Below are 24,391 nucleotides of genomic sequence, written 5' to 3'. Positions count from 1 at the left end.
GACGGTACGTTGACTACCGCGCGTACTGGACGTCGGCATCCCACAGGGTGAAGCCGAGCTTGGTGTAGACCCGCACCGCCGCGGTGTTGTCCGACTCCACGTAGAGCATGACCTCCTGGACCCGCTGGTCGCGCAGGTGCCGCAGGCCCGCGAGGGTCAGCGCCTTGCCCAGGCCGCCGCCCTGCCGGTCCGGGTCGACGCCGACGACGTAGACCTCGCCGAGCTCGGGGGTGTGCACCTTCGTCCAGTGGAAGCCGACGAGCCGGTCCTCCGCGTCGAACGCCAGCAGGAACCCGGCCGGGTCGAACCACGGCTCCTGCTCCTTCGCGCGGACGTCCTCGATGGACATCGCGCCCTGCTCGGGGTGCCAGTCGAACGCGCGGTGGTTCACGTAGACGACCGCGGCCTCGTCCTTGCCGGGCACGAACGCCCGGATGACCACGCCCTCGGGGAGCCGGGGCTCCGGCAGGTCGTCCTGCACCCGCAGGCGCATCCGCAGCAGCTCGCGGACCTTGTCGAAACCGAGCTTCCCCGCGAGGCGGTCCGCGTCGGGGTGGCCGCCGTGGGCCCAGATCCGCAGGTTCCGCGCGGGCAGCTCGGACACCAGCTCGGCGCCGACGCCGCGGTGGCGGTGCTCGGGGTGCACGGCGAGCTCGGCGACCTGGTGGCCGCCGGAGTCGCCCAGCAGGTCGAGGTGCGCGTAGCCGGCGAGCCGGTCGTCGACGCGGGCGAGCAGGTGCCTGCTGCCCGTGGCGCCCGGCCGCATCCGCAGCCTGACCGCCTCGCCCACCGGGGCGACGCCGTCGGTCGCCTCCGCGGCGGTCAGCAGCTGCGCGACCTCCGCAGCCTGGTCGGTCGTCAGCTCGTCGAACCAGCTCAGTTGCGCCACACCGGCGAACCTACCGCGCGATCAACTCGTCATCCAGGACTCGGACGGAGTCGGCGATCTCCACATCGGACGCGCGGCGCGACGAGCCGGGGCGCGGCGGCCGGACGAACTTGTAGCCGACGTTGCGCACGGTGCCGATCAGCGCCTCGTGCTCGGGGCCGAGCTTGGCGCGCAGGCGCCGCACGTGGACGTCGACCGTGCGGGTGCCGCCGAAGAAGTCGTAGCCCCAGACCTCCTGCAGCAGCTGCGCGCGGGTGAACACCCGGCCCGCGTGCTGCGCGAGGTACTTGAGCAGCTCGAACTCCTTGTAGGTGAGGTCGAGCGGGCGGCCCTTGAGCCGCGCGGTGTAGGTGGCCTCGTCGATCACCAGGTCGCCGAGCTGCAGCGCGCCGTCGCCACCGGGCTGGGTGGTGCCGCGGCGCGAGCGCACCAGGCGCAGGCGGGCGTCGACCTCGGCGGGGCCGGAGGTCGGGAGCAGGATCTCGTCGACCGACCAGTCGGAGTTGACCGCGACCAGCCCGCCCTCGGTGACCACGGCCACGACCGGGACGTCCACGCCGGACGAGTCGAGCAGGCGGCACAGCGACCGCGCTCCGACCAGGTCGGTGCGGGCGTCGACCAGCACGATGTCGTGCGGGCCCGCCTCCAGCAGCGCGGAGACCTCAGGACGCAGCGGGCGGACCGCGTGCGGGAGCAGCGCCAGAGCCGGGAGCACCGCCTCCGGGTCGGGGTCTGTCGTCAGCAGAAGCACGTCGATGCTCATCGCGGCGCCCTCCAAGTCGGCCGTGGTCGGTCACCACGACCAGACCAGCGGCGTACGGTGACCGGGCCCCGTTGCCTGCGGATGACGGAGACAATACCGGTGCACCCCGAGAAAGTCCCAGGTCAAGAAGCCGTGCTCACAGTTGTTTCCACAAGCGTCACGCCTGTTACATCCATGTCACACGACGGCGTGCGTCTGCACGGCGTCCACCACAAGGGTGAAGGCCCCCTCGCTTTCGTTGTGGCACACGGGTTCACGAACAACGTGACCAAGCCCTACGTGGCACGGGTGCTCGCCCGGTTCGCCCGGCACGGGGGTGTCGTGGCGTTCGACTTCCGGGGTCACGGCAAGTCCGGCGGGCGCTGCACGGTCGGTGCCGACGAGGTCCACGACGTGGAGGCGGCCGTCCGGACGGCACGTGAACTGGGTTACACCCGCGTTGCGACGGTCGGGTTCTCGATGGGCGCGTCGATCGTCGTGCGGCACGCGGCGCTGGGGGAGGCGAAGCCGGACGCCGTGGTCGCGGTGAGCGGGCCCGCGCGGTGGTGGTCGCGGGAGACCGCGCCGATGCGGCGGGTCCACTGGCTGCTGGAACAGCCGCACGGCAAGCTCGCCGCCCGCGCGATGGGGGTTCGGCTCGGTGACCCGTGGGTACAGGTGCCCGAGAGCCCGCTGGAGGTGGTCTCGCGGATCGCACCGACCCCGCTTTTGCTCGTGCACGGTGAGCTGGACCACTATTTCGGACCGGAGCACGCCAAGTCGCTGCACCGCGCGTCCTCCGGACATGCGCGGCTGTGGTTGGAACCGGGCATGCGGCACGCGGAATCGGCGACGACTCCTGACCTGGTAGACCGGATGGCGGCCTGGACCGCCGGCAACGTCGAGGACGAGGGATGACTGCAGGGCACTCTGGACAGACGCGCAAGGTGAAGCGGAAGTCGCGGCGCGGCAAGTTCCTCGTGATCGCGGTGCTCGTGCTCGGTGTGCTGCTGGTGGCCGCCGACTTCGCACTGGCCGCGGCGGCCGAGTACCAGATCGCGCAGCGGATGCGGGAGAAGCTGCAGCTCAAGGAGGACCCGTCGGTCCGGATCAGCGGCTTCCCGTTCGTGCTGCAGGCGATCCGCGGTGACTACCAGCGCGTGGAGATCGACGCCTACGGCGTGCCGATCAAGGACGAGCAGAAGGACATCGAGCTGCGCGACCTCGACGTCGAGGCCGACCTGCTGCACACCCGCGTCGAGCTGGGCGACCTGCTGGCGGGCAACGTCTCCAAGGCCACGATCGACCAGGTCGACGGCAAGGTGCGGATCAAGGCGCTCGACCTGAACCGGCTCGCGAACCAGGTCACGCCGTTCGACAAGCTGTCGATCGAGCCGGACAACCGGGTGACCACCACGACTCCGACGCCCGCGGCACCGGAGACGCCCAAGCAGAAGACGACCGCCGCGATCAAGCTGTCCGGCCAGACGAACCTCGCCGGCAAGACCATCACGGTCGCCGCGTACGGCCAGATCGCGCTCGTCGACGGCGCCATCCAGATCACCGTCGACGACATCGAGCTGGAGGACGCGTCGCTCAAGCAGCTCGTCCCGCAGCTGCGCAACGCACTCGCGATCAAGATCGACCCCGGCGCGCTGCCGTTCGGTGCGAAGCCCACCGCCGTCGAGGTGGAGAACGGCGCGTTCACCCTGAGCGGCATCGTCACGGACGTACCCTTGGCCGGACGATGACCGGGGTGTGGGCGCTGCTGGGCGCGCTGGCCGTGGCCAGTGCGATCGGCGTGCTGCTCAAGGTCCGCGAGGGCCGCATCAAGGAGCCGGCGCGGGCCGTCGACCTGCCGGAGCCCGTGCGCGCACTGCTCGCTCCGGGCGTGACGCTGGTCCAGCTCTCCACCACGTTCTGCGCACCGTGCCGGCACGCCAAGGTGATCTTGCGCGACCTCGCCGACCGCACCGACGGCCTCACGCACGCCGAGCTGGACGTGACGAACCTGCCGGACGTGGCCGCACGGCTCGGCGTGATGCGCACGCCCACGACGCTGGCGCTGACCGCCGACGGGACCGAGGTGCTGCGGGTCGGCGGGGTGCCGAAACGGGACACGTTGCTGGCGGCGTTGCGCCCACATCTGGGCGCGCAATCGGCCTAGTCCGGTTGAGTGAACCTGCGTTGTTCCACCTGATGGACATATCTCCCGGACCGAGGGATCGGGTACTACCCTCGCTGGCATGACCATGCTGCTCACGAAGCGACGCGCGGTTGATCTGTGCCGCGTGCGCAGCAGCCTGTGTCGCACGACGAGCTGACTGGGCCGCTTGACGCCCACCAGCCACCTCTGACGGACTGAATCACCCCTCGTCCGAATGTCCGGAGGTCGTCGTGCCCCAAGATGCCCCTGTAGACCCGCGTGGACCGCGCTTCTCCGCCTGGATGACCACCGTCGTCCTCGCGATCGTGCTGCTCACCGGCTGGTGGCGCCTGTTAGCCGCCCAGACCGTGCTCTTCGCGATGTGCGCGTTCATCTCGCTGAAGCTCAACCCGTGGGGCCACGTCTACCGGTACGCCGTCCAGCCGCGCATCACCCCGACCACCGAACGCGAGGAAGCGGCCCCGCTGCGCTTCGCCCAGGGCGTCGGTTTCGTGTTCGCGCTGCTCGGCACCGTCGGTTACGCAGCGGGCTACCCCACGTTCGGCACCGTCGCCACCGGCCTCGCCCTGGTCGCCGCGTTCCTCAACGCCGCCTTCGGCCTGTGCCTCGGGTGCGAGATGTACCTGCTGCTGCGCCGGTACGCACCCGCCCTCGCCCGTCCCCAATGAACAAGCACTGAACCTTAAATGGGAGCAACTTCGATGAGCCGTGAGAACGTGCTGGTCTCGGCAGCCTGGTCCGAGGAGAACCTCCAGACGCCCGGCGTCGTCTTCGCGGAGGTCGACGAGGACACCACCGCGTACGAGGGCGGCCACATCCCCGGCGCCGTCAAGATCGACTGGAAGAACGACCTCCAGGACCCGGTGCGCCGCGACTTCGTCGACCGCGAGGGCTTCGAGAAGCTGCTGTCCGCCAAGGGCATCTCCAACGACGACACCGTCGTCCTCTACGGCGGCAACAACAACTGGTTCGCCGCCTACGCGTACTGGTACTTCAAGCTCTACGGCCACAACGACGTGAAGCTCCTCGACGGTGGCCGCAAGAAGTGGGAGCTCGACGGCCGTCCGCTGGACAAGGAGGAGGTCGTCCGCGAGGCCACCTCCTACTCCGCCCAGGAGCAGGACCTCTCGATCCGCGCGTTCCGCGACGAGGTCGTCGAGGCCATCGGCAACAAGAACCTCGTGGACGTCCGTTCCCCCGACGAGTTCTCCGGCAAGCTCCTCGCCCCGGCCCACCTCCCCCAGGAGCAGGCCCAGCGCGGCGGCCACATCCCCTCGGCCGTGAACGTGCCGTGGAGCAAGGCCGCCAACGAGGACGGCACCTTCAAGTCCGACGAGGAGCTGCGCGCCCTCTACGAGGAGGCCGGCTTCGACGGCTCGCGCAAGACCATCGCGTACTGCCGCATCGGCGAGCGCTCCTCGCACACCTGGTTCGCCCTGCGCGAGCTGCTCGGCCACGAAGACGTCAAGAACTACGACGGTTCTTGGACGGAGTACGGCTCGCTCATCGGCGTGCCGATCGAGCTCGGTTCCGGCAAGGAGGCCTGATCACCATGAGCGACTCGTGCGGCGCGCCCGTCCAGGGCGGCGCGATCGACGTCTCGTCCTCGGAGACCGTCCTGCAGGGCAAGGTCGTGGCCGACGGCACCCCCGTCGGTGGCGCCTTCGTCCGCCTGCTGGACTCGACCGGCGAGTTCACGGCCGAGGTCGTCTCCTCCCCGGAGGGCGACTTCCGGTTCTTCGCGGCGCCGGGCAGCTGGACCGTCCGCGCCCTGCACCGCACCGGCAACGGGCAGGCCGACGTGGCGGCCTCGGGTCCCGGCGTGCACTCGCTGGAGATCGCGGTCGCCTGACGCTTCGAGCAGGAGGGCCCCGGCAGTCACGCCACTGCCGGGGCCCTTCGCCGTCCAGGCCTGCCGCGACAGCCGCGGCTCACGCGGGGCGTGAGCCGTGTCGTCCACCACCACAATCCTGCACGTCAGCCGCCCCGGGATATCCTTTCCCGGTGGAACACATCTTCACCGGACTCCTGGTGCTCGTGACCATCGCGGTCGTCTGGTTCTCGGCCTACGTCGTGTACCGGCTCTACTCCGACCAGCGATGACCAGCGGCGACGAGGCCATCCGCCTGGCCGAGCAGCGCGCGGAGGCGACGCGTGCCCGCAACCTGCCGCAGTTCACCGACATGCCCATCCCGGGCGACACAGCGAACCTGCGGGAGGGCGCGAACCTGAACGACGCCCTGCTCGCGGTGCTGCCGCTGGTGGGTGTGTGGCGGGGTGAGGGCGAGGTCGTCTACCCGACGATCGACGGCCCGTTCCGCTTCGGCCAGCAGATCACGTTCGCCCACGACGGCCGGCCGTTCCTCGTCTACGAGGCGCGGTCGTGGCTGCTCAACGAGGCAGGCGAGGTCATCAGGCCGGCGGCGCGGGAGAGCGGGTTCTGGCGCCCGCAGCCGGACGACACCATCGAGGTGCTGCTCACGCACAACACGGGCATCATCGAGATGTACTACGGCAAGCCGATCAAGCAGACGGCCTGGGAGTTCCAGACCGACGCGCTGATCCGCACCGCCACCGCCAAGGACGTCACCGCGGCCCAGCGGCTCTACGGCATCGTCAACGGCGACCTCGCCTACGTCGAGGAGCGCGCCATGATGGGGCAGCCGATGCAGGCGCACGCGTCGGCGCAGCTCCAGCGCATCGTCGGCTGAGCGACACGCTGAAGCCGGGGTCGTGGGATTGTTCAACAATCCCACGATTCCCCGTAGCATGGGTCCATGCTGCTGCGGCGCTGCGGTACTGACGCACTCCTGGTCGAGGTCGACTCGCTGACCGAGGTCGCGGCCGTCCGCGCGGCCCTGCACGGGCTGCCCGGAGTCGAGGAGCTCGTCCCGGCCGCCAGGACGGTGCTCGTCAAGGGTGCGCTGCCGCGGGTCAGGGAAGTGCTCGCGAACGTCGACCTGACCAGGGCGCCCGCCACCGAGTCCCGCCAGGTCACCATCCCCGTCACCTACGACGGGCCGGACCTCGACCTCGTCGCCGAGACCGCCGGCATCGGCACCGCCGAGGTCGTCGAGCTGCACACCGCCGCCACCTACGAGGTCGCGTTCTGCGGCTTCGCCCCCGGCTTCGGCTACCTGACCGGGTTGCCGGAGGTGCTCCGGCAACCCCGGCTCGACTCGCCGCGCACGAAGGTCCCGGCCGGGTCGGTCGGCATCGCCGGCGAGTTCACCGCCGCCTACCCGCGTGCGACCCCCGGCGGCTGGCGCCTGATCGGCCGCACCCGGATCACGCTGTTCGACCCCGGGGCCGAGACACCGGCCCTGCTCGCGCCCGGCGACGAGGTCAGGTTCGTGGTCGCATGAGCCGCCGCGTCACGATCGTCCGCACCGGCCCGCAGGCGCTCGTCCAGGACCTCGGCCGCCCCGGCAACGCCCACCTCGGCGTGCCGCCGTCCGGTGCCGTCGACCCGCACTCGCTGCGGCTCGCCAACCGGCTGGTCGGCAACGACGAGACCGCCGCCGGCCTCGAACTGCTGCTCGGTGGTCTCCACCTCGAAGCGCACTCCTCCTGCACGGTCGCCGTCACCGGTCCCGCGGTCGAGGTCCGCGTCGACGGCCGGCTCGCCGACTCGCACCAGCCGCTGCACGTGCCGGCGAACGCGACCCTCGTCATCGGCACCCCGCAGACCGGCCTGCGCACCTACCTCGCCGTCTCGGGCGGCATCGACGCGCGCGCGGAGCTGGGCAGCCGGTCGACCGACCTGCTCTCCGGAATCGGTCCAGAACCCTTGCGGGACAACGACGTCCTGGAGCTCGGCGCCCCGAACCCGGCGACCGGCGCCGATGTCGTGCCGCCGTTCCACGCACCGCAGACCATCACCGTTCCCGTCCTGCTCGGCCCGCGCGACGACTGGTTCGAGGACGCGGAAACCCAGCTGCGCCGGGGTTCCTGGACCGTCAGCGACCGCGGCAACCGGGTCGGCGTGCGACTGCGGGGCACCGTTCTGAATCGTCGTGACGGCGAGATACCCAGCGAGGGCATGATCACCGGCGCGGTCCAGGTGCCGCCGAACGGGCAGCCCGTGGTCTTCCTCAACGACCACCCGACGACCGGCGGCTACCCCGTCATCGGCGTCGTCGACAACGCTCACCTGCGGTTTCTCGGCCAGGCCAGGCCCGGCACGACGGTGAGGTTCCTGCCGCGGAACTGAGGACCACGGCGTTGACGGAAGTGGTCCAGACCAAATACGGTATCCACCAGGCCGCCGCGGAACCTTCACCAAACTGGAGTTCCGCATGCGCCGATTCCCTGCCCTCCTAGCGATTCTGGTCGCGGTAACAGCCCTGGCGGTCCCTGCACACGCCGCCACGGGCATCACCGCGACCTTCACCCGCACCGGCACGAGCGCCAAGCTCGTGGTCGCCAACGCGTCCACGGCCGCGCTCAACGGCTGGTCGGTCAAGTTCGACCTGCCCACCGGTGTCACGGTGAGCGGCGTCCAGAACGCCACCACCACCCAGAACGGCACGCGGGTGACGCTCACCCCGGCGTTCTACCTCGCCAACCTCCCCGCGGGGCGCACCACCGAGCCCTACAGCCCGACGTTCACGCTGAGCGCCGCGGCCGACCCGACCGCCTGCACGATCAACGGCATGGCGTGCGACGGCAGCGGTGACCCCGCACCGGCGCCCACCGGGCTCACCGCCGAGTACTCGGTGGCCGGTGGCGCGGCGAAGTTCGTCGTGCGCAACCACACCACCGCCGCGGTGAGCGACTGGTCGATCTCCCTCACGCTGCCCAACGGCGTGACGGCAGGCAACGGCCAGAACGGCACCGTCAGCCAGAACGGCAACCAGGTCACCATCACCCCGTTGCACTACAACAAGACCGTGGCCGCGGGTGGCAGCACCGAGCCGTACAGCCCGACGTTCGCCATCAGCTCCAACGTCGACCCGGTGACGTGCCGGATCAACAACGCGAACTGCGACGGCAGCGCGGACACCCCGCCGAGCACCCCGACGGGCCTCACCTCGCCGACGAAGACCACGCGCACGGTGACGTTGCAGTGGACCGCGTCGAACCCCGGCTCCCTGCCCATCGCCGGGTACGACGTCTACAACGGCAGCACGCTCGCCGGCAGCTCCACCACGACGTCCACGATCATCACCGGCCTGAACCCGAACACGGCGTACTCGTTCACCGTGCGCGCCAAGGACACCAAGGGCACGCAGAGCGCTCCGAGCACGGCCGTGGCCGTCACCACCAACAACCCCGCCGACGACACGACCCCGCCGACCGCGCCGGGCACCCTGCGCGCCACGGCGAAGGACGCGGGCAGCGTCACGCTGGCGTGGACCGCGTCCACCGACAACCGCGGCGTCGCGAACTACGACGTCTACGTCGGCTCGACCGTGAAGCAGACGGTCTCCGGCACCACCGCGGTCGTCAGTGGCCTTGCGCCGTCCACGGACTACACGTTCACCGTGCGCGCACGGGACATCTACGACAACGTGTCCGCCGCGAGCAACGCGGTGAACGAACGCACCAGTGACATCGTCGGCGGCTACGCCCGTGTCGGGTACTTCGTGCAGTGGGGCATCTACGGACGCCAGTACTTCGTGAAGGACATGGACGCCGCGAAGCTGACGCACGTCAACTACGCGTTCGGCAACATCGACCCGGTCAACCTGACGTGCCTGCACGGTGTCACGAAGGGCACCAGCCCGAACCCGCAGGACCCGAACCAGGGTGACGGCGCCGGTGACGCGGAAGCCGACTACAGCAGGCCGTTCGCGGCGGCCCAGTCCGTCGACGGTGTGGCGGACAGCGGCTGGGAACCGTTGCGCGGCAACTACAACCAGCTCAAGAAGCTCAAGGTGAAGCACCCGGACCTGAAGGTGCTGATCTCGCTCGGCGGCTGGACGTACTCCAAGTACTTCTCCGACGTCGCGGCCACCGACGCGGCGCGCAAGAAGTTCGTGTCGTCGTGCATCGACGTCTACCTCAAGGGCAACCTGCCGGTCTACAACGGCGCGGGCGGTCCCGGCACGGCGGCGGGCATCTTCGACGGCTTCGACCTCGACTGGGAGTGGCCGGGCGCGGAGGGCCACGCGGGCAACCACTTCGGTCCGCAGGACAAGGTCAACAACACCCTGCTGATCGAGGAGTTCCGCCGGCAGATCGACGCCTACGGCGCCACGACCGGCAAGCGCTACCAGCTGACCGCGTTCACGCCGGCCGACCCGGCCAAGATCGAGGCGGGCTGGGAGCTGGGGCGGGTCGCGCAGTCGATGGACATCTTCAACGTCCAGGGCTACGACTTCCACGGCTCCGGCAGCGACAACTCGTGGGAGCCCAACCGGACCGGCCACCAGGGCAACCTGTACCCGGACCCGGACGACCCGTACCCGACGAAGTTCAGCGTGGAGAGCACGGTGCAGGCCTACCTCGACGCGGGGGTGCCGCCGCGCAAGATCACGCTCGGGCTCGCGTTCTACGGCCGCGGCTGGCAGAACGTGGTCAACGGCGGCAAGAACGGCGAGTGGCAGCAGGCGGGTGGCGCGGCACCGGGCCAGTTCCCGGAGGAGTCCGGCACGCGCGGGTACGCCAACCTCGTCGCGTCGGTGCCGAACTGCACCGTCTTCCACGACGAGGTGGCGGTGGCGACGTCCTGCTACACCGGCAACCAGTGGTGGACCTTCGACGACGTGTGGTCGATCCAGAAGAAGACCGCGTGGCTCAAGTCGAAGAACCTGCTGGGCGCGATGTTCTGGGAGATGTCCGGTGACCGCGGCCCGTTGCTGGCCGCGGTCGACGCCGGGCTGAGGTAGCTCAGTACTCCGACTCGTACAGGCCCTGCAGCTCGGTGAGCAGGGCCGACGAGTCGGGCAGCTGCTTGCCGTCCAGCGTGGTCACCCGCGTGATCTTGCGGACGCTGGAGGCGAGGAACACGCCCTCGGCGTCGTAGAGCTCGCCGGTCTGGACCGGCTCCACGAGCACGGTCCAGCCGGCGCGCTCGGCGGCGCGGAACAACGCGTACTGCGTGGTGCCGGGCAGGATGCCGAGCTCGGACGGCGGCGTGACCAGCGTCTTGCCGCGCACCAGGACCACGGTGGAGGTGGGGCCCTCCAGCACGGAACCGCCGGAGGTCGTGAAGATGACCTCGGCGGCGCCGCGGCGCTCGGCCTCGCGGATCGCGGCCATGTTGATCGCGTACGACAGCGACTTGGCGCCCAGCAGCAGCCACGGCGCGCGGTCGGCGAGGTCCGCCTCGATGCCGCGGTCCAGCGTCACCGCGGACAGGCCCTCGGCGCGCTGCTTGAGCACCTTCGGGCCGATCTCCATGCCCAGCGCGAACCCGGTGCCGGTGCCGTCGCCGCCCTCGACACCGCGGGTGTAGACGAGCTTGAGCGCGAACTCGCCGCCACCGGTCCAGTTGGCGATGACGAGCTCGACCGCGCGCTCGAACTCTGGCCGCGGCGGGACCGGCATGTCGAGCATGGCCGCCGACCGCTCCAGGCGGTCCAGGTGCGGCGACAGCTCACGGGGCTTGCCGTCGACGACGAGGATGGTTTCGAAGACGCCGTCGCCGCGCATCAGACCGAGGTCGTCGACACGGATCTGCGGGGCGTCGGGGTCGGCAAGGGTTCCGTCGAGCAGTGCCAGCACGCGCATGGCGTGAGCCTACTAACATCAGGGCTGTGGAGACCGCAAGAGGCCTGCGCAAAACGCTGCACGACCGCGGCATGCGGATGACACCGCAGCGCCAGCTCGTGCTGGACGCCGTCAGGGTCCTGGGCCACGCGACCCCGGAGCAGATCTGCCAGCGCGTCCAGGAGACGGCGCCGACGGTCAACATCACGACGATCTACCGCACGCTCGACCTGCTCGACCGGCTCGGGCTGGTGCGGCACACGCACCTCGGGCACGGCGCGCCGAGCTACTCCGTCGACGAGCACCAGCACGTGCACCTGGTCTGCCACTCCTGCGGCCGGATCGACGAGATCCCGTGTGAGCTGCTCGACCCGCTGGTCGGAACATTGCGGGAGCGCGACGGGTTCGAACTTGATGCAAGCCACCTCGCGCTGTCCGGCACGTGCCGCGACTGCCTGAAGCAGGAGCAGGAGACCGAGTGAGCCTCCCAGGAGCCGTTCCGCCGCCCGACGAGTCGACCGACGCCGGCGTCGCCTGGCACTACGGCGACCCGTTCGCGGAACAACGCTCGGCCGCGCGCTCGGTCGTCGTCGTGGACCGCTCGCACCGCGGGATCATCGCCGTGCCCGGCGAGGACCGGCTCACCTGGCTGCACCAGCTCACCAGCCAGCACTTCGAGCAGCTCGGCGAGAACGCCGGCACCGAGGCGCTGATCCTCGACGCGCAGGGCCGGCTGGAGCACCACATGGTCGTCGCGAACGTCGGCGGCACCGTGTTCCTGGACGTGGAGAAGGTCGACGACCTGCTCGCGTACCTGAAGAAGATGGTCTTCTGGTCGAAGGTCGAGCCACGTGACGCCACGGCCGAGCTCGCGCTGCTGACGGTCATCGGCCCGGACGCGGCCGCGCTGCTGGAGAAGCTCGGCGTGCCGGTGCCCGCGGACGTCGCCGCGCTGGGCGACGGCTTCGTGCGGCGGACGTCGTGGCCGGGCAAGGGCGCGTTCGACCTGCTGGTGCCGCGCGCCGAGCTGGCCGCGTGGTGGCAGCGGATCACCGGCGCGGGCGCCCGCCCGGCCGGCAGCTTCGCCTTCGAGGCGCTGCGGGTCGAGTCGCTGCGGCCCCGGCTGGGCGTCGACACCGACGAGCGCACGATCCCGCACGAGGTGAACCTGGTCGAGCCGGCGGTCCACCTGAGCAAGGGCTGCTACCGCGGCCAGGAGACGGTCGCGAAGGTCCACAACGTGGGACGGCCGCCCCGCCGCATGCTCCTACTCCACCTGGATGGTTCTGCCGACGGGCAGCCGGAGACCGGTGACCCGGTCCTCCTGGACGGCCGCGTGGTGGGCCGGGTGGGCAGCGTCGCGCAGCACCACGAGCTGGGGCCGATCGCGTTGGCGCTGGTCAAGCGGTCCGTACCGGTCGAGTCCGAGCTGGTCGCCGGTGACGGGGAGCGCCAGGCGGCCGCCCGCATCGACCCCGACTCGGTGCCGCCGGACACGCCCGGTCTGGGCAGGGAAGCTGTTCGCAACTTGAGGGGCTGAGCCCCTACAGTCGCGCCTATGTCCCTGGGCACGCTCATCACTGTCGCTCCCACCGGAGCGGAGCACGCGAAGACCGACGTCCCCCAGCTCCCGGTGACCCTGGAGGAGCTGGTCTCGACGGCGCGGAGCTGCGAGCAGGTCGGCGCGGCGATGATCCACGTCCACGTCCGCGGCGCGGACGCGAAGCCGTCGCTCGACCTCGGGCTGCTGAAGGCCACCGTCGCCGCGTTGCGCGAGCAGACGAACCTCGTGGTCCAGCTGTCCACCGGCGGGTCGGTGCACGACCCGGAGGAGCACCGGCTGCGCGTGCTGGAGGCGATGCCGGACTCGGCGTCCTGCACGATGGGGACCGTCAACTTCGGCGACGACGTGTTCCTGAACCGCTGGGAGTTCGTCGTCGCGCTGCACAAGGGCATGCAGGAACGCGGCATCGTGCCCGAGTACGAGATCTTCGACATCGGCCAGCTGGCGTCGTTGAAGCGGCTGCTCGACCAGCACGGCCTGCCCGCGGGCGGGCACGTGCACGTCGACCTCGTCATGGGCGTGCCCGGCGGCATGCCCGGTGACGCGCAGACGCTGGTCGCCGCGGTGAACGCCCTGCCGGACGGGGCGACGTTCTCCGCCACCGGGATCGGCCGGACCACTCTTCCCGTGATGTTCACCGCATTGGGCGCGGGTGGGCACCTCCGCGTGGGTATGGAAGACACGACCAGCTACTCGCGAGGCGTGCCGGTGCGGGACAACGCACAGCTCGTCGCCCGTGCGGCGGGTCTCGCGAAGATCGCGCAGCGGCCGCCGCTGTCGCCCGACGAGGCGCGCAAGGTGCTGGGCGTGCAGATTTGAGACAAGTTCGGTGCAAGGGATCTGTTGGCGGCTGAGGAGGATCTACCGCAGGATGGACACGTGATCGAGGTGCGTCCTGGCGGGCGCCGCCGAATCGACCGGGTGCTCGCTCCCGACTACACGGAGGGCGTCGAGCAACGCCCGCTCGTCGAGGTGCGCGAACTCCGCGACGAAGCAGCGCAGGAGGAAACCGACCTGTCCTACCTGCGGCGGCTGCTGCACGCGCGGATCGACATCGTGCGTGCCGAACAGCAGCGCCGCAGCTCCGGCGGCTCGGCGGTGGTCGACCAACTGGCCACGATCCTCTCCACGAACGCCGTCGGGCCGGCGACCGGCCTCGGCCGGTACCAGACCCATGAGCCCTCACGTGCTGATGCGCATCAACGGCACGTGGAAGCGCTGATTTCCGATGTCGACCTCTCCGACGTGAGCAAGCTGTCCGACGACCGCCTCGGTGAGGTGTTGGAGACGTTCATCTCCGAAGAGGCCTCGGTGTCGGTGCGGCGGCGCGAGGTGCAGGTGGTCGTGGACCGGCTCAACGCCGAGATCGCGTCCCGCTACCAGCGCGGGAGCGCGTCCGTGGACGAGCTGCTGGCCGCGGAGCGCGGTCACCACCGGCGGAAGAGCTGACTCCCAGCATCTGGGAGAGTCGTTCCACTTTCTGAGCGGCGGACCTAGCGTGCCCCCATGGGGTACCGCTGGGTCGTGCTGTTCGTGGGGGCGTTGGCGCAGGGCACCAACGCGGCGGTCTTCCTCGGCCTCTCGGCCCTCAGCCCCCAGCTGCGCGACCACTTCGGCCTGACGTTGCCCCAGGTGGGACTGCTGCTCGGCGCGGTCAACCTCGGCACGATGATCGCGCTGGTGCCGTGGGGCCTCTTCGCGGACAAGCGCGGCGAACGGCTCGCGATGACCATCGGGGGCGCCGGCGCCGCGGCCTGCCTGCTCGGGGTGGCGGTCGGCGACGCGTGGCTCGCGGGCGCGGCCCTGCTCGGCGCCGGGCTGTTCGGTGCCAGCGTGAACGCCGCCAGCGGCCGGGCGGTGATGTCCTGGTTCCCCAGCGGCCGGCGCGGGCTGGCGATGGGGGTGCGGCAGACGGCGACCCCGCTGGGCGCCGCGCTGACCGCCGCGTTCCTGCCCGGCATCGCGCTCGCCTCCGGCGTGCCGGTGGCGTTCGTCGTCCTGGCGTCGGTGACGGCGTTCGTGGCGCTCGCGGTGGCGTTGCTGGTCCGCGAACCACCGGGTGCCACCCGCGGCGGTGGCGCGCACGGGCTCGTGCTCCGGGACCCGCGGCTGATCCGGCTCACCGCGGCCAGCGGGCTCCTCGTCGTCCCCCAGTTCACCGCGGCGACGCTGCTGGTGCCGCTGCTGCACGAGCACCGCGGGCTGGCCGTCACGACCGCCGCCGTGGTGTTCGGCGTGGCGCAGGCGCTGGGCGGGGCCGGCCGGCTGGCGGCCGGGGTCTGGTCGGACCGGGTGGGCAGCCGCGTCGGGCCGCTGCGGGTGCTCGCCGTGGCGATGGCGGTGGGGTTCGTGCTGACCGCCGTGCTGGACCGGGCGCCGGTGCCGGTGCTCGTGGCGGTGCTGGTGCCGACCGCCGTGGTGGCGCTGGCGTGGAACGGGCTCGCCGTCACCGAGGCGGGCGAGCTCGCGCCGGAGGGCCGCAGCGCGACCGCGATCAGCATGCAGAACAGCGCGAACTACCTCAGCGCGACGGTCACGCCCGCCGTCTCGGCCTGGGTCGCGGTGCACGTGGGGTGGCCCGCGGCGATGCTGCTCGCGGCCGCGGCGTCGACCGCCGGGTGGGCGCTGCTTCAGCCGTGGCGTTCGCGGCGGGCCAGCTCGCCCCAGAACTCGCGCAGCGTCTCGTAGCGCAGCGCGACCTCCTCGGCGTCCCCGGTCTCCAGCGCGTCGACGACGGCGTTCACGTCGGCCGCGGAGGAGTCCTCCATCAGGTCCACGTCGTTCAGCAGCTGGACCAGGCCGCCGTAGTCGAGCTCGACCGCCGAGTGCGGGTGGAAGTGCTCCAACCAGCGGCCGGTGTCGGCGAGGACCTTGGCCGGTCCGTCGTCGCCCAGCGCGCTCTTCACGACCTTCAACGCCCGCGCGACCCGCCGGCGGGCGTCGGCCATGGCAACCCGCCAGGACACCTGCCGCTCCGGGTCGTCCTGGGCGCTCGCGAGCACCACCCGGCGCTGGGCCGGGTCGACGAGGGCGAACCACGGCAGCGGCACCGTCCACGTCGTGGAGATCACGTGCACGGCCCCGGCGGACAGCTCGGCCAGCACGGCGGACGCACGCGACCGGACCGTCTCCGGTGCCGCGCCGAGCGCCGCGTCCTGCAGAACGGGCGGAGAAGAGGCCAGGAAGCCCACCAGGGCCGCCGCGGACCGGGCCCTGAGGTCCAGCGGGCAGACGAGGGGTCCCGGCCCGACACGCGCGGCGTCGGACGTCGGCACCTCGGCCGGGCTGATGGTCATCACGTCGAGGTCCGAACCGCCCGGGAGCAACTTCTTCGCCAACTGTGAGCGCAACCACAGCTCTCGCTCTCGGTCACCGACCTCCGCGCGGGCGACAGGGCCCCTGTCCAGGGCTTTTCGCACTTCATCGGCCAGCGGCGCGTCCAGAACCGATAACGGTTCGTACACCCTGAGGTAGGCGACGAACGGTCTGGGCACCTGTGCATCCTCCCACGCGGGGGCGGCTGGGAGATTTGGCGGTGCGTGTCACGCCTACCGCGTCGCGAGGAACCCCATCGGCACGGTACGGTAGTTACCAGGAACTAGTTGTCGAGACGAGTGGGGCCGCCGTTCCCCCGGCCGCCCCCGTCCCTGTGCGAGGGGGTCGAGCCATGGGGCGCGGCCGAGCGAAGGCCAAGCAGACGAAGGTCGCCAGGGAGCTCAAATACAGCTCTCATGAGACCGACTTCGCTGCGCTGCAGCGAGAGCTGTCTGGTGGCGAAACGTCGCCGAACGGGAGTGGTGGCGATGAGCGCCATGACGACCCGTACGACGACTACGACGACTACCGTCGCTGAATCAAGCCTGACGCGGTTCAAGGGTTGGGTGGCTGATCGAGGCCACCCAACCCTTGACCTCGTCAGGCCTGCTCAGAACGCCCTGGCGTACTGCCTCGGTGCTCGAACCTCCACACCCAGCTGCTGTGCCGCGTGCAGTGGCCAGTACGGGTCGCGGAGCAGCTCGCGTGCGAGCAGCACCAGGTCGGCGGCACCGTCGTTCAACACCTGTTCGGCCTGCTTCGCCTCGGTGATCAGGCCGACCGCACCCGTGGGCACGTCCGCCTTGCGCCGCACAGCCTCAGCCAGCGGCACCTGGTAGCCGGGCCCGACCGGGATCTCCGCCTGCGCCGTGTTGCCACCACTGGACACGTCGACCAGGTCGGCACCCGCGGCCTTGAGCGCCGTCGCCAGCACCACGCTGTCGTCGGCGGTCCAGCCGTCGTCGACCCAGTCGGTACCGCTGATCCGCACGATCACCGGCACCTCCGGGCCGACGGCTGCCCGCACGGCGGCGGTGACCTCGACCGGAACGGCGATGCGTTCTTCCAGGCTGCCCTCGTTCGTCAGCGGCGAGTAGTACTGGTGCAGCAGGTAGCCGTGGGCGGCGTGGATCTCGATCACCTCGAACCCGGCCGCGAGCGCCCGGATCGCCCCCTCGACGAACGCCTTGACGACCCCGGTGTGGTTCGTGATCTTCTCCGGCTGGTTGCCACCGGGGAACGGCTCGGTCGTGGGCGCCACCGGCACCCAGTCGCCGATCGCCTTGCGCCCGGCGTGCCCGAGCTGGATGCCGGGGACGCTGCCCTGCGCCTTGATGAAGCTCGTGACCCTGCACCAGGCCGCGACCTGCTCGTCGTTCCAGATGCCGGTGTCCTGCGGTGAGATCCGGCCCTCCGGCACCACGGCCGTGGCCTCGGCGATCACCAGGCCGGCCCCGCCGACGGCGCGCGAGCCGAGGTGGACGAGGTGCCAGTCGGTCGGGACGCCGTCCTCCTGGTCCACCGAGTACTGGCACATCGGGCTGACCGCGATGCGGTTGGGCAGCGTGACGCCCCGCAGGGTAAGCGGGGAGAACAGCAAGCTCACGGGGGCTCCCTTGAACGTTCGTAGACCTAACTAAATGTTCAAGGGAGCCGCTCGGCGTGTTGTTCCCGGCAGCGGCGTCGTCTCAGTCACTGGGCGTGACGCTGAGACACCGAACCGGTCATCAGGTCAGATAGCGGACCTGCCTGGCCTTGCCCTCCAGCACGTCCTCCCGCGCCGCCGCGATCTCCGCCCGGTGCGAGGTCTCCGGCACCCCGACCTCCCACCACGCCCCGGCCTCCGTCCACGACGACGGGTGCGTGCGGATCACCACGACCGCGGGCCGCTGCTCGCCGACCGCCACCTCGCGCGCCTTGCGGTAGGCGCCGTCCAGCTCGTCCAGCGAGTCGACCGGGAACACCGCGCAGCCCATGGCCGCCGCGTGTGCCGCGAAGTCGGTGCGGGGCGGTGCGGCGTGGGTGGACCGGCAGTCGGCGTAGAGGTTGTTGAAGCCGGTGCCGCCCTGGCCGGTCTGCAGGCGGTGGATCACGGCGTAGCCGTCGTTGTCGCAGACCACGGCCACGAAGCCGTGGCCGGCGAAGGACGCGGAGAACAGCTCCGAGTTCAGCATCAGGTACGAGCCGTCGCCCAGCAGGGTCGTGACGACACCGGAGGTGTGGGCGATCGCGGCTCCCCAGGCGCCGGCCAGCTCGTAGCCCATGCAGGAGAAGCCGTACTCGACGTCCATGGTGGCCGCGCCGGTGGCGCGCCAGCCGCCGATCAGCTCGCCGGGCAGGCCACCGGACGCGGTCAGCACGTAGTCGGTCGGGCCGCTGGCCTCGTTCACCACGCCGACGACCTGGGCGTACGTGGGCAGGCCTGCCGACGGGGTGCGCAGCGCGGTGATGTGGGCGTCCCACTTCGCACGCTCCGAGGCCGCGCGCTGGGCCCACGGCGACGGGGCCTGCCAGGAACCGAGGACGTCGGTCAGCTCGCGCAGGCCCTCGTCGGCGTCGGCGACCAGGGCGGACGAGCCGTGCTTCACGGCGTCGAAGCGGGCCGTGTTCAGCGACACCAGCTTCACGTCCGGGGAGAACACGGTCCAGGACGCGGTCGTGAAGTCCTGCAGCCGGGTGCCCACCGCGAGCACCAGGTCGGCCTCGCCGGCCAGGACGTTCGCCGAGGTCGAGCCGGTGATGCCCAGGGGACCGGCGTGCAGCGGGTGGTCGTGCGGGACCAGCGTGCGGCCCGCTGTGGTCTCGGTGACCGGGATGCCGTGCTGTTCGGCGAACCGCAGGGCGCGGCCGGCGGCACCGGAGTAGCGGACGCCGCCGCCCAGCACGAGCAGCGGGCGGGCCGACGAGCGGACCAGGTGAGCGGCGTCGGCCAGCGCGTGCAGGTCGGGGCGGGAGCGCACCAGGCGGTGGACGACCGGCTTGAACAGCGACTCCGGGAAGTCGAAGGACTCGGCCTGCACGTCCTGCGGCAGCGCCAGGGTCACCGGGCCGCAGTCCGCCGGGTCGGTCAGCACGCGGGCCACCTGCGGCAACGTCGACAGCAGCTGCTCGGGCCGGGTGATGCGGTCGAAGTAGCGGGAGACGGCGCGGAAGGCGTCGTTCACGGTGGCCGTGGGGTCGTGGAAGTGCTCGACCTGCTGCAGCACCGGGTCCGGCGCGCGGCCGGTGAAGGTGTCGCCGGGCAGCAACAGCAGCGGCAGGCGGTTGGCGTGGGCGACGCCGGCCGCGGTGACCATGTTCAACGCGCCGGGGCCGATCGACGACGTGGCGACGCCGACCTGACGGCGGTGGGTGGCCTTGCCGATGCCCACGGCGGCCAGCGCCATGCCCTGCTCGGTGTGGCCGCGCCACACCGGAATCCGGTCGCGGACCTCCTCCAGCGCGGTGCCGATGCCGAGGACGTTGCCGTGGCCGAAGATCGCGAACACGCCGGGGAACAGCGGTGCGCGGGTGCCGTCGAAGAGCTCTGTCTGCTGGGCGAGCATCCAGCGGACGAGCGCCTGTGCGGTCGTGAGCTTCACTTGGTCCGCCCCTCTGCGGTCGTGACCGGGCAGCGCGGGTCGAGCTCCTGCGCCGCCCAGCTGTCGCGGACCCAGGTGTGCGCCGGGTCGTCGCAGAACGCCATCGAACGCTCGGCACCCGGCCCCGCCAGCACGTTCAGGTAGTACATCGGGTAACCGGGCGCGGCCACGCACGGGCCGTGGTAGCCGCGCGGGATCAGGAACACGTCGCCGTCGCGCACGGTCACGTCCTCGTCGATCGTGCCGTCGTCGGTGTACGTGCGGTGGAAGCCGAAACCGGTGCGCGACGGCGTGACGCCGTCCCGGTCGGCGATGCGGAAGTAGTAGACCTCCTCGTTCTCCACCTCGCACGGCGCGGAGGCGTCGTGCTTGTGCGGCGGGTACGAGGACCAGTTGCCGTCCGGGGTGATCAGCTCGCACGCGTTCAGCCTGTCCGCGTGGTCCCACACGCCCGGCACGCCGAAGTTCGTGACCTGGCGGGTGGCGTTGCCGGAGCCGCGCACCTCGACCGGAACACCTTCCGCCGGACCGTACTTCGGCGTCAGCCGGTTCTCGCAGCGCGCCATCGGCAGCGCGACCTCGCATCCGTCCACACTGGACAAGACGACCGTCGCGTCGCGTGGCACGTAGGCGAAGTCCGTGACGCGGGTGAAGACCGACTCGCGGCCCCGCAGCTCGAACCGCTCGTCGTCCACCTCGACCACGAGCGATCCGGCGAGCGGCAGCACGAACGCCTCGAACTCACCGGTCGCGACGGTGCGGGCGTGGCCGGCCTCGATCCGCAGCACCCGCAGACCGGTGTACGTCCAGCCCGCGTCCGCAGGCGCGAGCGAGACGACGTCGGACGGCGTCGAGAGCGTCCCGTGTGGACGGTGCAGGGTCATTCGGTGATCCCCTTCGCGGCGCGGAGGACTTCGGCGGCAGCGGCGACGGCGGCGGCCACGTCACCGTCCGGCGGGTAGAGCAGCGCGCGGCCGACGACCAGGCCCCGCACGGCGTCGTGGCGCAGCGAGCGGCCCCACGACGCGAGGTCGTCCTCGGGGTTCGCGGACGGCACGCCGCCGAGCACCAGCGCGGGCAGCGCCGTCGTGTCCAGCACGACCTCGGGTTCGCCCGGCGCGGGCAGCTTGAGCCAGGTGTAGGCGGACGTCGAGCCCAGCCCCGCTGCCACGGCCGAAGCGCGCGACAGGGCGGCGGCGTCCTTCTGCAGCACCAGCTTGTCGTTGTGGTCGCGCTGGTACGGCAACGGTTCCACCATCGCCATCAGGCCGTGCTCGGCCAGTTCGGTGACGGCCCGCGCGCAGCCCTCCAGCGTCGGGATCGTGCCGGGGTCCGAGTCGACCAGGCGCAGCAGCATCTTGCCGCCGTCCAGGCCGAACGTCGCGATGGACGCCGCCGAGTACGCGGTGAACCGGTCGTCGATCTCCCAGTCGGCACCGGCAAGGCCACCGCGGTTCATCGATCCGATGACCACGCGTTCGTGCAGGCCGTCCAGCAGCAGCAGGTCCTCGATCACGTCCGGCGTGCCGAGCACGCCGTCGACGTCGGGGTTGGCCAGCGCCGTCAGCAGGCGCGCCAGCAACGAGCGCCGGTCCGCCATCGCCAGCGGGTCGCCGCCGACGCCGAGTGCACCGCGCGCCGGGTGGTCCGCCGCGACCAGGAACAGCGTGGACTTGCCGTTCAGCAACGTCTGCCTGCGCCTGCGCGACTGGTAGGCCCGCCGGATCGAACCGGGGTCCTCCGCGCGCCGCCACAGCAGTTCGCGCCACTGCCCATCAGTGATCACAGCAGTTCCTCGATCTCCTTCTCGTCCGGCATCGCGTCGGCGCAGGCCAGCCGGGACGCGACCAACGCGCCGGCCGCGTTGGCGTAGCGGGCGATCCGCACCGGGTCCCAGCCGGACAGCAGGCCGTGCGCCAGCGACCCGCCGAACGCGTCACCGGCGCCGAGCCCGCAGACGACCTCGACGGGGTTCGGCGCGACCGTCCAGCGGCCCTCCGGCGTGGCGACGAGCACGCCGTCGGCACCCTTCTTGACCAGCACCAACGACAACCCGCGGGCCAGCAGCCGGTCAGCGGCCCCGTCCGGGTCGGACGTGCCGACGGCGACCTCGACCTCGGTCCGGTTGCCCACGGCGACCGTGACGTGGTCGAGCATCCAGCCGATCTCGGTGCGCGCGGTCTCGACGTCCGGCCAGAACATCGGCCGGTGGTCCAGGTCGAGCACGGTGTGCGTGCGCCGGCCGCGGTGCTCCAGCATCTTCCGCTGGGTCGCGCGGGCCGGTTCCGCGGAGACGCCGGTGCCGGTCACCCACAGCAGCGGCACGTCCCGCACGACGTCCCACGGCACGTCGGCGTCAGTCAGCGTCAGGTCCGGCGCGGTCGGCAGCCGGTAGAACAGCAGCGGCGGGTCGGCGGGCGGGTTCAGCTCGCAGAACACCACCGGCGTCAGCAGGTCCGGCGACGTGCCGACGTGTGCCGGCGACACCCCGAACCCCTCCAGTGCTCGCCGCACGTAGGTCCCGAAGCCGTCCGGGCCGACCTTGGTCAGCACACCGGCCCGGCGGCCGAGCCGTGCGGCGGCGACCGCGACGTTGGTCGCCGTGCCGCCGAGCGACTTGGCGAACGTGCTGACGTCGGCCAGCGGCACGCCCGACTGCTCGGGGTACAGGTCGACCCCGACCCGGCCGACGGTCAGCACCTCCAGCGACGTCACGCCTCCACACCCCGCAGCTCGTGCTCCAGGGCCTCCAGCTCGGCACCACCGGCCATCTGCTTCGTGAGCTCGTTGATGTCGATCTCGGACTTCTCGTACGAGCCGAGCGCACGGCCGCGCTTGAGCAGCAGGAACCGGTTGCCGACCGGGTAGGCGTGGTGCGGGTTGTGGGTGATCAGCACGACGCCGAGGCCGCGGTCACGGGCCTGGGCCACGTACTTCAGCACCACCCCGGCCTGCTTCACGCCGAGCGCCGCGGTCGGTTCGTCGAGGATCAGCACCTTGGCGCCGAAGTGCACGGCGCGGGCGATGGCGACGCACTGCCGTTCACCGCCGGACAGCGTGCCGACGGGCTGCTCGACGTCGCGGAGGTCGATGCCCATGTCGGACAACGCCTTCCTGGTGATCTCCCTGCCCTTCTTCCGGTCCAGGAACCCGAGCTTCGTCGTCGGTTCCGAGCCGAGGAAGAAGTTGCGCCACACCGACATCAGCGGCACGACGGCGAGGTCCTGGTACACGGTCGCGATGCCGTGGTCCAGCGCCTCGCGGGGCGAGGAGAAGCGGATCTCCTGCCCCTCGACCTTGAACGAGCCCCGGTCGTGCTGGTGCACACCGGCCAGGATCTTGATCAGCGTCGACTTGCCGGCGCCGTTGTCGCCGAGCACGCAGGTGACCTCACCGGCGTTGACCACGGTGGACACGTCGCTGAGCGCGATGACGCTGCCGTAGGTCTTGCCGATGTCCTCGGTCTCGATGAGTGGCGTCATCGCCGGACCCTCTCCGCTCGGCGGCGCAGCATGTTGTTCACCAGCACGGCGGCCAGCAGCATCACGCCGAGGAACAGCTGGAACCAGTCGCTGTTCCAGCCGGCGTAGACGATGCCCTGCCGGGCCATGCCGAAGATCAGCGCGCCGATCGCCGCGCCCACCGCGGAACCGAACCCGCCGGTCAGCAGGCAGCCGCCGATCACCGCCGCGATGATGTACTGGAACTCCAGGCCGATGCCCTGGTTGGCCTGCACGCTCGCGTACCGCAGGATGTTGATCGAGCCGACGAGCCACGCGGCGAACGCGGTCGTCATGAACAGCAGGATCTTCGACCGCACGACCGGCACGCCGACCGCGCGCGAGCTCTGCGCGGCACCGCCGACCGCGAAGATCCAGTTGCCGAACCGGGTGCGCATCAGCACGGTCGACGCGACGACGGTGAACAGCACCCACCAGATGATCGACACGTAGAAGCCGGTGCCAGCGACCTGGAACGTCGAGGCGAACAGGAACCCGGCCGACTCGTACCCGGCCGCCGAGCGCATGCCCGACACCTGCACGCTGCCCGTGACCAGGCGCGTGACGCCGAGGTTGAGGCCCTGCAACGCGAGGAAGCTGCCCAGCGTCACGATGAAGCTCGGCAGGCCCGTGCGCATCACGAGCCAGCCGTTCAGCGCGCCCACCGCCAGCGCGAAGGCGAGCGACACCAGCAGCGCCAGCCAGACGTTCAGTCCGAGCTGGGTGGCGAGGAGAGCCGTGACCAGCGCGGTGGACGCGGTCATGACGCCGGCGGACAGGTCGAACTCGCCGCCGATCATCAGCAACGCCACCGCGACCGCCATGATCCCGAGCATGGACGCGTCGTCCAGCCAGGTGGCGGCACCGCCGACGCTCAGGAACTGCTCGGTGACCACGGAGAAGAACACGAACACGAGCAGTGCGCCGAGCATGGCGCCGATCTCCGGCCGCTTGACCAGCTGGTCCATCGGCTTCGG

The 24,391-nt window shown here is 71.1% G+C and carries 28 protein-coding genes; 17 read left to right on the top strand and 11 right to left on the bottom strand.

All coding sequences use genetic code 11. The annotated features are described in order from the left end of the window. Window positions 1-13: 13 nt before the first annotated feature. Together mshD and ACZ7CF_RS15960 are read right to left on the bottom strand one after the other, a co-directional pair. Complete coding sequence (mshD, locus tag ACZ7CF_RS15965) at window positions 14-889, bottom strand: mycothiol synthase (RefSeq protein ID WP_458430025.1); 876 nt, start codon at window positions 887-889, stop codon at window positions 14-16. A gap of 10 nt (window positions 890-899) precedes the next feature. Continuing rightward, entirely contained in the window at window positions 900-1,652 is a 753-nt protein-coding gene (locus tag ACZ7CF_RS15960) for a response regulator transcription factor (protein ID WP_360396779.1), read from the bottom strand. A gap of 240 nt (window positions 1,653-1,892) precedes the next feature. On the opposite strand from ACZ7CF_RS15960, the gene ACZ7CF_RS15955 reads away from it, so the two are divergent. The 11 genes from ACZ7CF_RS15955 (at window position 1,893) to ACZ7CF_RS15905 (ending at window position 10,631) form a co-directional block, all read left to right on the top strand. Continuing rightward, on the top strand, window positions 1,893-2,549 hold the full coding sequence (locus tag ACZ7CF_RS15955; RefSeq protein WP_470369867.1) for an alpha/beta hydrolase family protein: 657 nt from the start codon (window positions 1,893-1,895) through the stop codon (window positions 2,547-2,549). Continuing rightward, the gene (locus ACZ7CF_RS15950) at window positions 2,546-3,382 is read left to right on the top strand and encodes an LmeA family phospholipid-binding protein (protein WP_458430023.1); all 837 of its coding nucleotides are present in this window, start codon (window positions 2,546-2,548) and stop codon (window positions 3,380-3,382) included. Before ACZ7CF_RS15955 ends, ACZ7CF_RS15950 begins: the two co-directional genes overlap by 4 nt. Then, a complete protein-coding gene (locus ACZ7CF_RS15945) occupies window positions 3,379-3,798 on the top strand; it encodes a thioredoxin family protein (protein ID WP_360396773.1) in 420 nt (139 codons plus the stop codon). Before ACZ7CF_RS15950 ends, ACZ7CF_RS15945 begins: the two co-directional genes overlap by 4 nt. Before the next feature lie 79 nt (window positions 3,799-3,877). Further along, entirely contained in the window at window positions 3,878-3,955 is a 78-nt protein-coding gene (locus ACZ7CF_RS15940) for a putative leader peptide (RefSeq protein WP_352235731.1), read from the top strand. 73 nt (window positions 3,956-4,028) lie between these two features. After that, on the top strand, window positions 4,029-4,466 hold the full coding sequence (locus ACZ7CF_RS15935; protein ID WP_360396771.1) for a DUF4395 domain-containing protein: 438 nt from the start codon (window positions 4,029-4,031) through the stop codon (window positions 4,464-4,466). 33 nt (window positions 4,467-4,499) lie between these two features. After that, window positions 4,500-5,345: a sulfurtransferase gene (locus ACZ7CF_RS15930; RefSeq protein ID WP_360396769.1), complete on the top strand. Its 846-nt coding sequence runs from the start codon at window positions 4,500-4,502 to the stop codon at window positions 5,343-5,345. 5 nt (window positions 5,346-5,350) lie between these two features. Continuing rightward, window positions 5,351-5,650 carry a DUF1416 domain-containing protein gene (locus ACZ7CF_RS15925; protein WP_360396767.1) on the top strand — a complete coding sequence of 100 codons (300 nt, stop codon included), beginning with the start codon at window positions 5,351-5,353 and terminating at the stop codon, window positions 5,648-5,650. A gap of 247 nt (window positions 5,651-5,897) precedes the next feature. Next, window positions 5,898-6,509: a heme-binding beta-barrel domain-containing protein gene (locus ACZ7CF_RS15920; protein WP_360396765.1), complete on the top strand. Its 612-nt coding sequence runs from the start codon at window positions 5,898-5,900 to the stop codon at window positions 6,507-6,509. 66 nt (window positions 6,510-6,575) lie between these two features. Continuing rightward, window positions 6,576-7,163: a 5-oxoprolinase subunit PxpB gene (gene pxpB / locus ACZ7CF_RS15915; protein WP_470369866.1), complete on the top strand. Its 588-nt coding sequence runs from the start codon at window positions 6,576-6,578 to the stop codon at window positions 7,161-7,163. After that, window positions 7,160-8,011 carry a 5-oxoprolinase subunit C family protein gene (locus tag ACZ7CF_RS15910; protein ID WP_470369865.1) on the top strand — a complete coding sequence of 284 codons (852 nt, stop codon included), beginning with the start codon at window positions 7,160-7,162 and terminating at the stop codon, window positions 8,009-8,011. The genes pxpB and ACZ7CF_RS15910 overlap by 4 nt, the downstream gene beginning before the upstream one ends. An 85-nt stretch (window positions 8,012-8,096) precedes the next feature. Continuing rightward, on the top strand, window positions 8,097-10,631 hold the full coding sequence (locus tag ACZ7CF_RS15905) for a glycosyl hydrolase family 18 protein (RefSeq protein ID WP_470369864.1): 2,535 nt from the start codon (window positions 8,097-8,099) through the stop codon (window positions 10,629-10,631). A gap of 1 nt (window position 10,632) precedes the next feature. Here the strand turns inward: ACZ7CF_RS15905 and ACZ7CF_RS15900 are convergent, their stop codons facing one another. Continuing rightward, window positions 10,633-11,475 carry an aminodeoxychorismate lyase gene (locus ACZ7CF_RS15900; protein ID WP_470369863.1) on the bottom strand — a complete coding sequence of 281 codons (843 nt, stop codon included), beginning with the start codon at window positions 11,473-11,475 and terminating at the stop codon, window positions 10,633-10,635. Between the two features lie 71 nt (window positions 11,476-11,546). Here ACZ7CF_RS15900 and ACZ7CF_RS15895 point away from each other — a divergent pair, with 71 nt between their 5' ends. From ACZ7CF_RS15895 to ACZ7CF_RS15875, 5 genes are read left to right on the top strand one after another with little or no spacing between them, the layout of a single operon-like run. Then, window positions 11,547-11,936, top strand: coding sequence for a Fur family transcriptional regulator (locus ACZ7CF_RS15895; RefSeq protein ID WP_470369996.1), 390 nt, complete (start codon window positions 11,547-11,549; stop codon window positions 11,934-11,936). Continuing rightward, a complete protein-coding gene (gene ygfZ, locus ACZ7CF_RS15890) occupies window positions 11,933-12,994 on the top strand; it encodes a CAF17-like 4Fe-4S cluster assembly/insertion protein YgfZ (RefSeq protein ID WP_458430017.1) in 1,062 nt (353 codons plus the stop codon). The genes ACZ7CF_RS15895 and ygfZ overlap by 4 nt, the downstream gene beginning before the upstream one ends. 18 nt (window positions 12,995-13,012) lie before the next feature. Then, on the top strand, window positions 13,013-13,837 hold the full coding sequence (locus tag ACZ7CF_RS15885; protein ID WP_360396751.1) for a beta-keto acid cleavage family enzyme: 825 nt from the start codon (window positions 13,013-13,015) through the stop codon (window positions 13,835-13,837). A 60-nt stretch (window positions 13,838-13,897) separates the two neighbouring features. Beyond that, the gene (locus ACZ7CF_RS15880) at window positions 13,898-14,467 is read left to right on the top strand and encodes an RsiG family protein (protein ID WP_360396750.1); all 570 of its coding nucleotides are present in this window, start codon (window positions 13,898-13,900) and stop codon (window positions 14,465-14,467) included. Between the two features lie 57 nt (window positions 14,468-14,524). Continuing rightward, window positions 14,525-15,706, top strand: coding sequence for an MFS transporter (locus tag ACZ7CF_RS15875; RefSeq protein WP_360396748.1), 1,182 nt, complete (start codon window positions 14,525-14,527; stop codon window positions 15,704-15,706). Here ACZ7CF_RS15875 and ACZ7CF_RS15870 read toward each other — a convergent pair. Beyond that, a complete protein-coding gene (locus ACZ7CF_RS15870; RefSeq protein WP_360396746.1) occupies window positions 15,649-16,512 on the bottom strand; it encodes a DUF8083 family protein in 864 nt (287 codons plus the stop codon). The genes ACZ7CF_RS15875 and ACZ7CF_RS15870 overlap by 58 nt on opposite strands. A 173-nt stretch (window positions 16,513-16,685) precedes the next feature. Here ACZ7CF_RS15870 and ACZ7CF_RS15865 point away from each other — a divergent pair, with 173 nt between their 5' ends. Next, window positions 16,686-16,871, top strand: coding sequence for a DUF3073 domain-containing protein (locus ACZ7CF_RS15865; RefSeq protein WP_360396744.1), 186 nt, complete (start codon window positions 16,686-16,688; stop codon window positions 16,869-16,871). Window positions 16,872-16,943: 72 nt separating this feature from the next. On the opposite strand, the gene ACZ7CF_RS15860 is transcribed toward ACZ7CF_RS15865, so the two are convergent. The 7 genes from ACZ7CF_RS15860 to ACZ7CF_RS15830 form a co-directional block, all read right to left on the bottom strand. After that, window positions 16,944-17,939: an NADH:flavin oxidoreductase/NADH oxidase gene (locus ACZ7CF_RS15860; protein ID WP_470369862.1), complete on the bottom strand. Its 996-nt coding sequence runs from the start codon at window positions 17,937-17,939 to the stop codon at window positions 16,944-16,946. Between the two features lie 121 nt (window positions 17,940-18,060). Further along, the gene (gene iolD / locus ACZ7CF_RS15855) at window positions 18,061-19,914 is read right to left on the bottom strand and encodes a 3D-(3,5/4)-trihydroxycyclohexane-1,2-dione acylhydrolase (decyclizing) (RefSeq protein ID WP_470369861.1); all 1,854 of its coding nucleotides are present in this window, start codon (window positions 19,912-19,914) and stop codon (window positions 18,061-18,063) included. After that, the gene (gene iolB, locus ACZ7CF_RS15850) at window positions 19,911-20,798 is read right to left on the bottom strand and encodes a 5-deoxy-glucuronate isomerase (RefSeq protein ID WP_470369860.1); all 888 of its coding nucleotides are present in this window, start codon (window positions 20,796-20,798) and stop codon (window positions 19,911-19,913) included. Before iolB ends, iolD begins: the two co-directional genes overlap by 4 nt. After that, window positions 20,795-21,700 carry a Cgl0159 family (beta/alpha)8-fold protein gene (locus tag ACZ7CF_RS15845; protein ID WP_360396736.1) on the bottom strand — a complete coding sequence of 302 codons (906 nt, stop codon included), beginning with the start codon at window positions 21,698-21,700 and terminating at the stop codon, window positions 20,795-20,797. The genes iolB and ACZ7CF_RS15845 overlap by 4 nt, the downstream gene beginning before the upstream one ends. Beyond that, on the bottom strand, window positions 21,697-22,629 hold the full coding sequence (gene iolC, locus ACZ7CF_RS15840; protein ID WP_360396734.1) for a 5-dehydro-2-deoxygluconokinase: 933 nt from the start codon (window positions 22,627-22,629) through the stop codon (window positions 21,697-21,699). Before iolC ends, ACZ7CF_RS15845 begins: the two co-directional genes overlap by 4 nt. Next, a complete protein-coding gene (locus ACZ7CF_RS15835) occupies window positions 22,626-23,396 on the bottom strand; it encodes an ATP-binding cassette domain-containing protein (protein ID WP_360396733.1) in 771 nt (256 codons plus the stop codon). Before ACZ7CF_RS15835 ends, iolC begins: the two co-directional genes overlap by 4 nt. After that, entirely contained in the window at window positions 23,393-24,382 is a 990-nt protein-coding gene (locus tag ACZ7CF_RS15830) for an ABC transporter permease (protein ID WP_458434291.1), read from the bottom strand. The genes ACZ7CF_RS15835 and ACZ7CF_RS15830 overlap by 4 nt, the downstream gene beginning before the upstream one ends. Between the last annotated feature and the right edge of the window lie 9 nt (window positions 24,383-24,391).

This window comes from Lentzea sp. NPDC036955 (genome assembly GCF_055608005.1).
The sequence above is the reverse complement of the archived record's forward strand: the minus strand, read 5'-3'. Positions and strand labels throughout refer to the sequence as shown.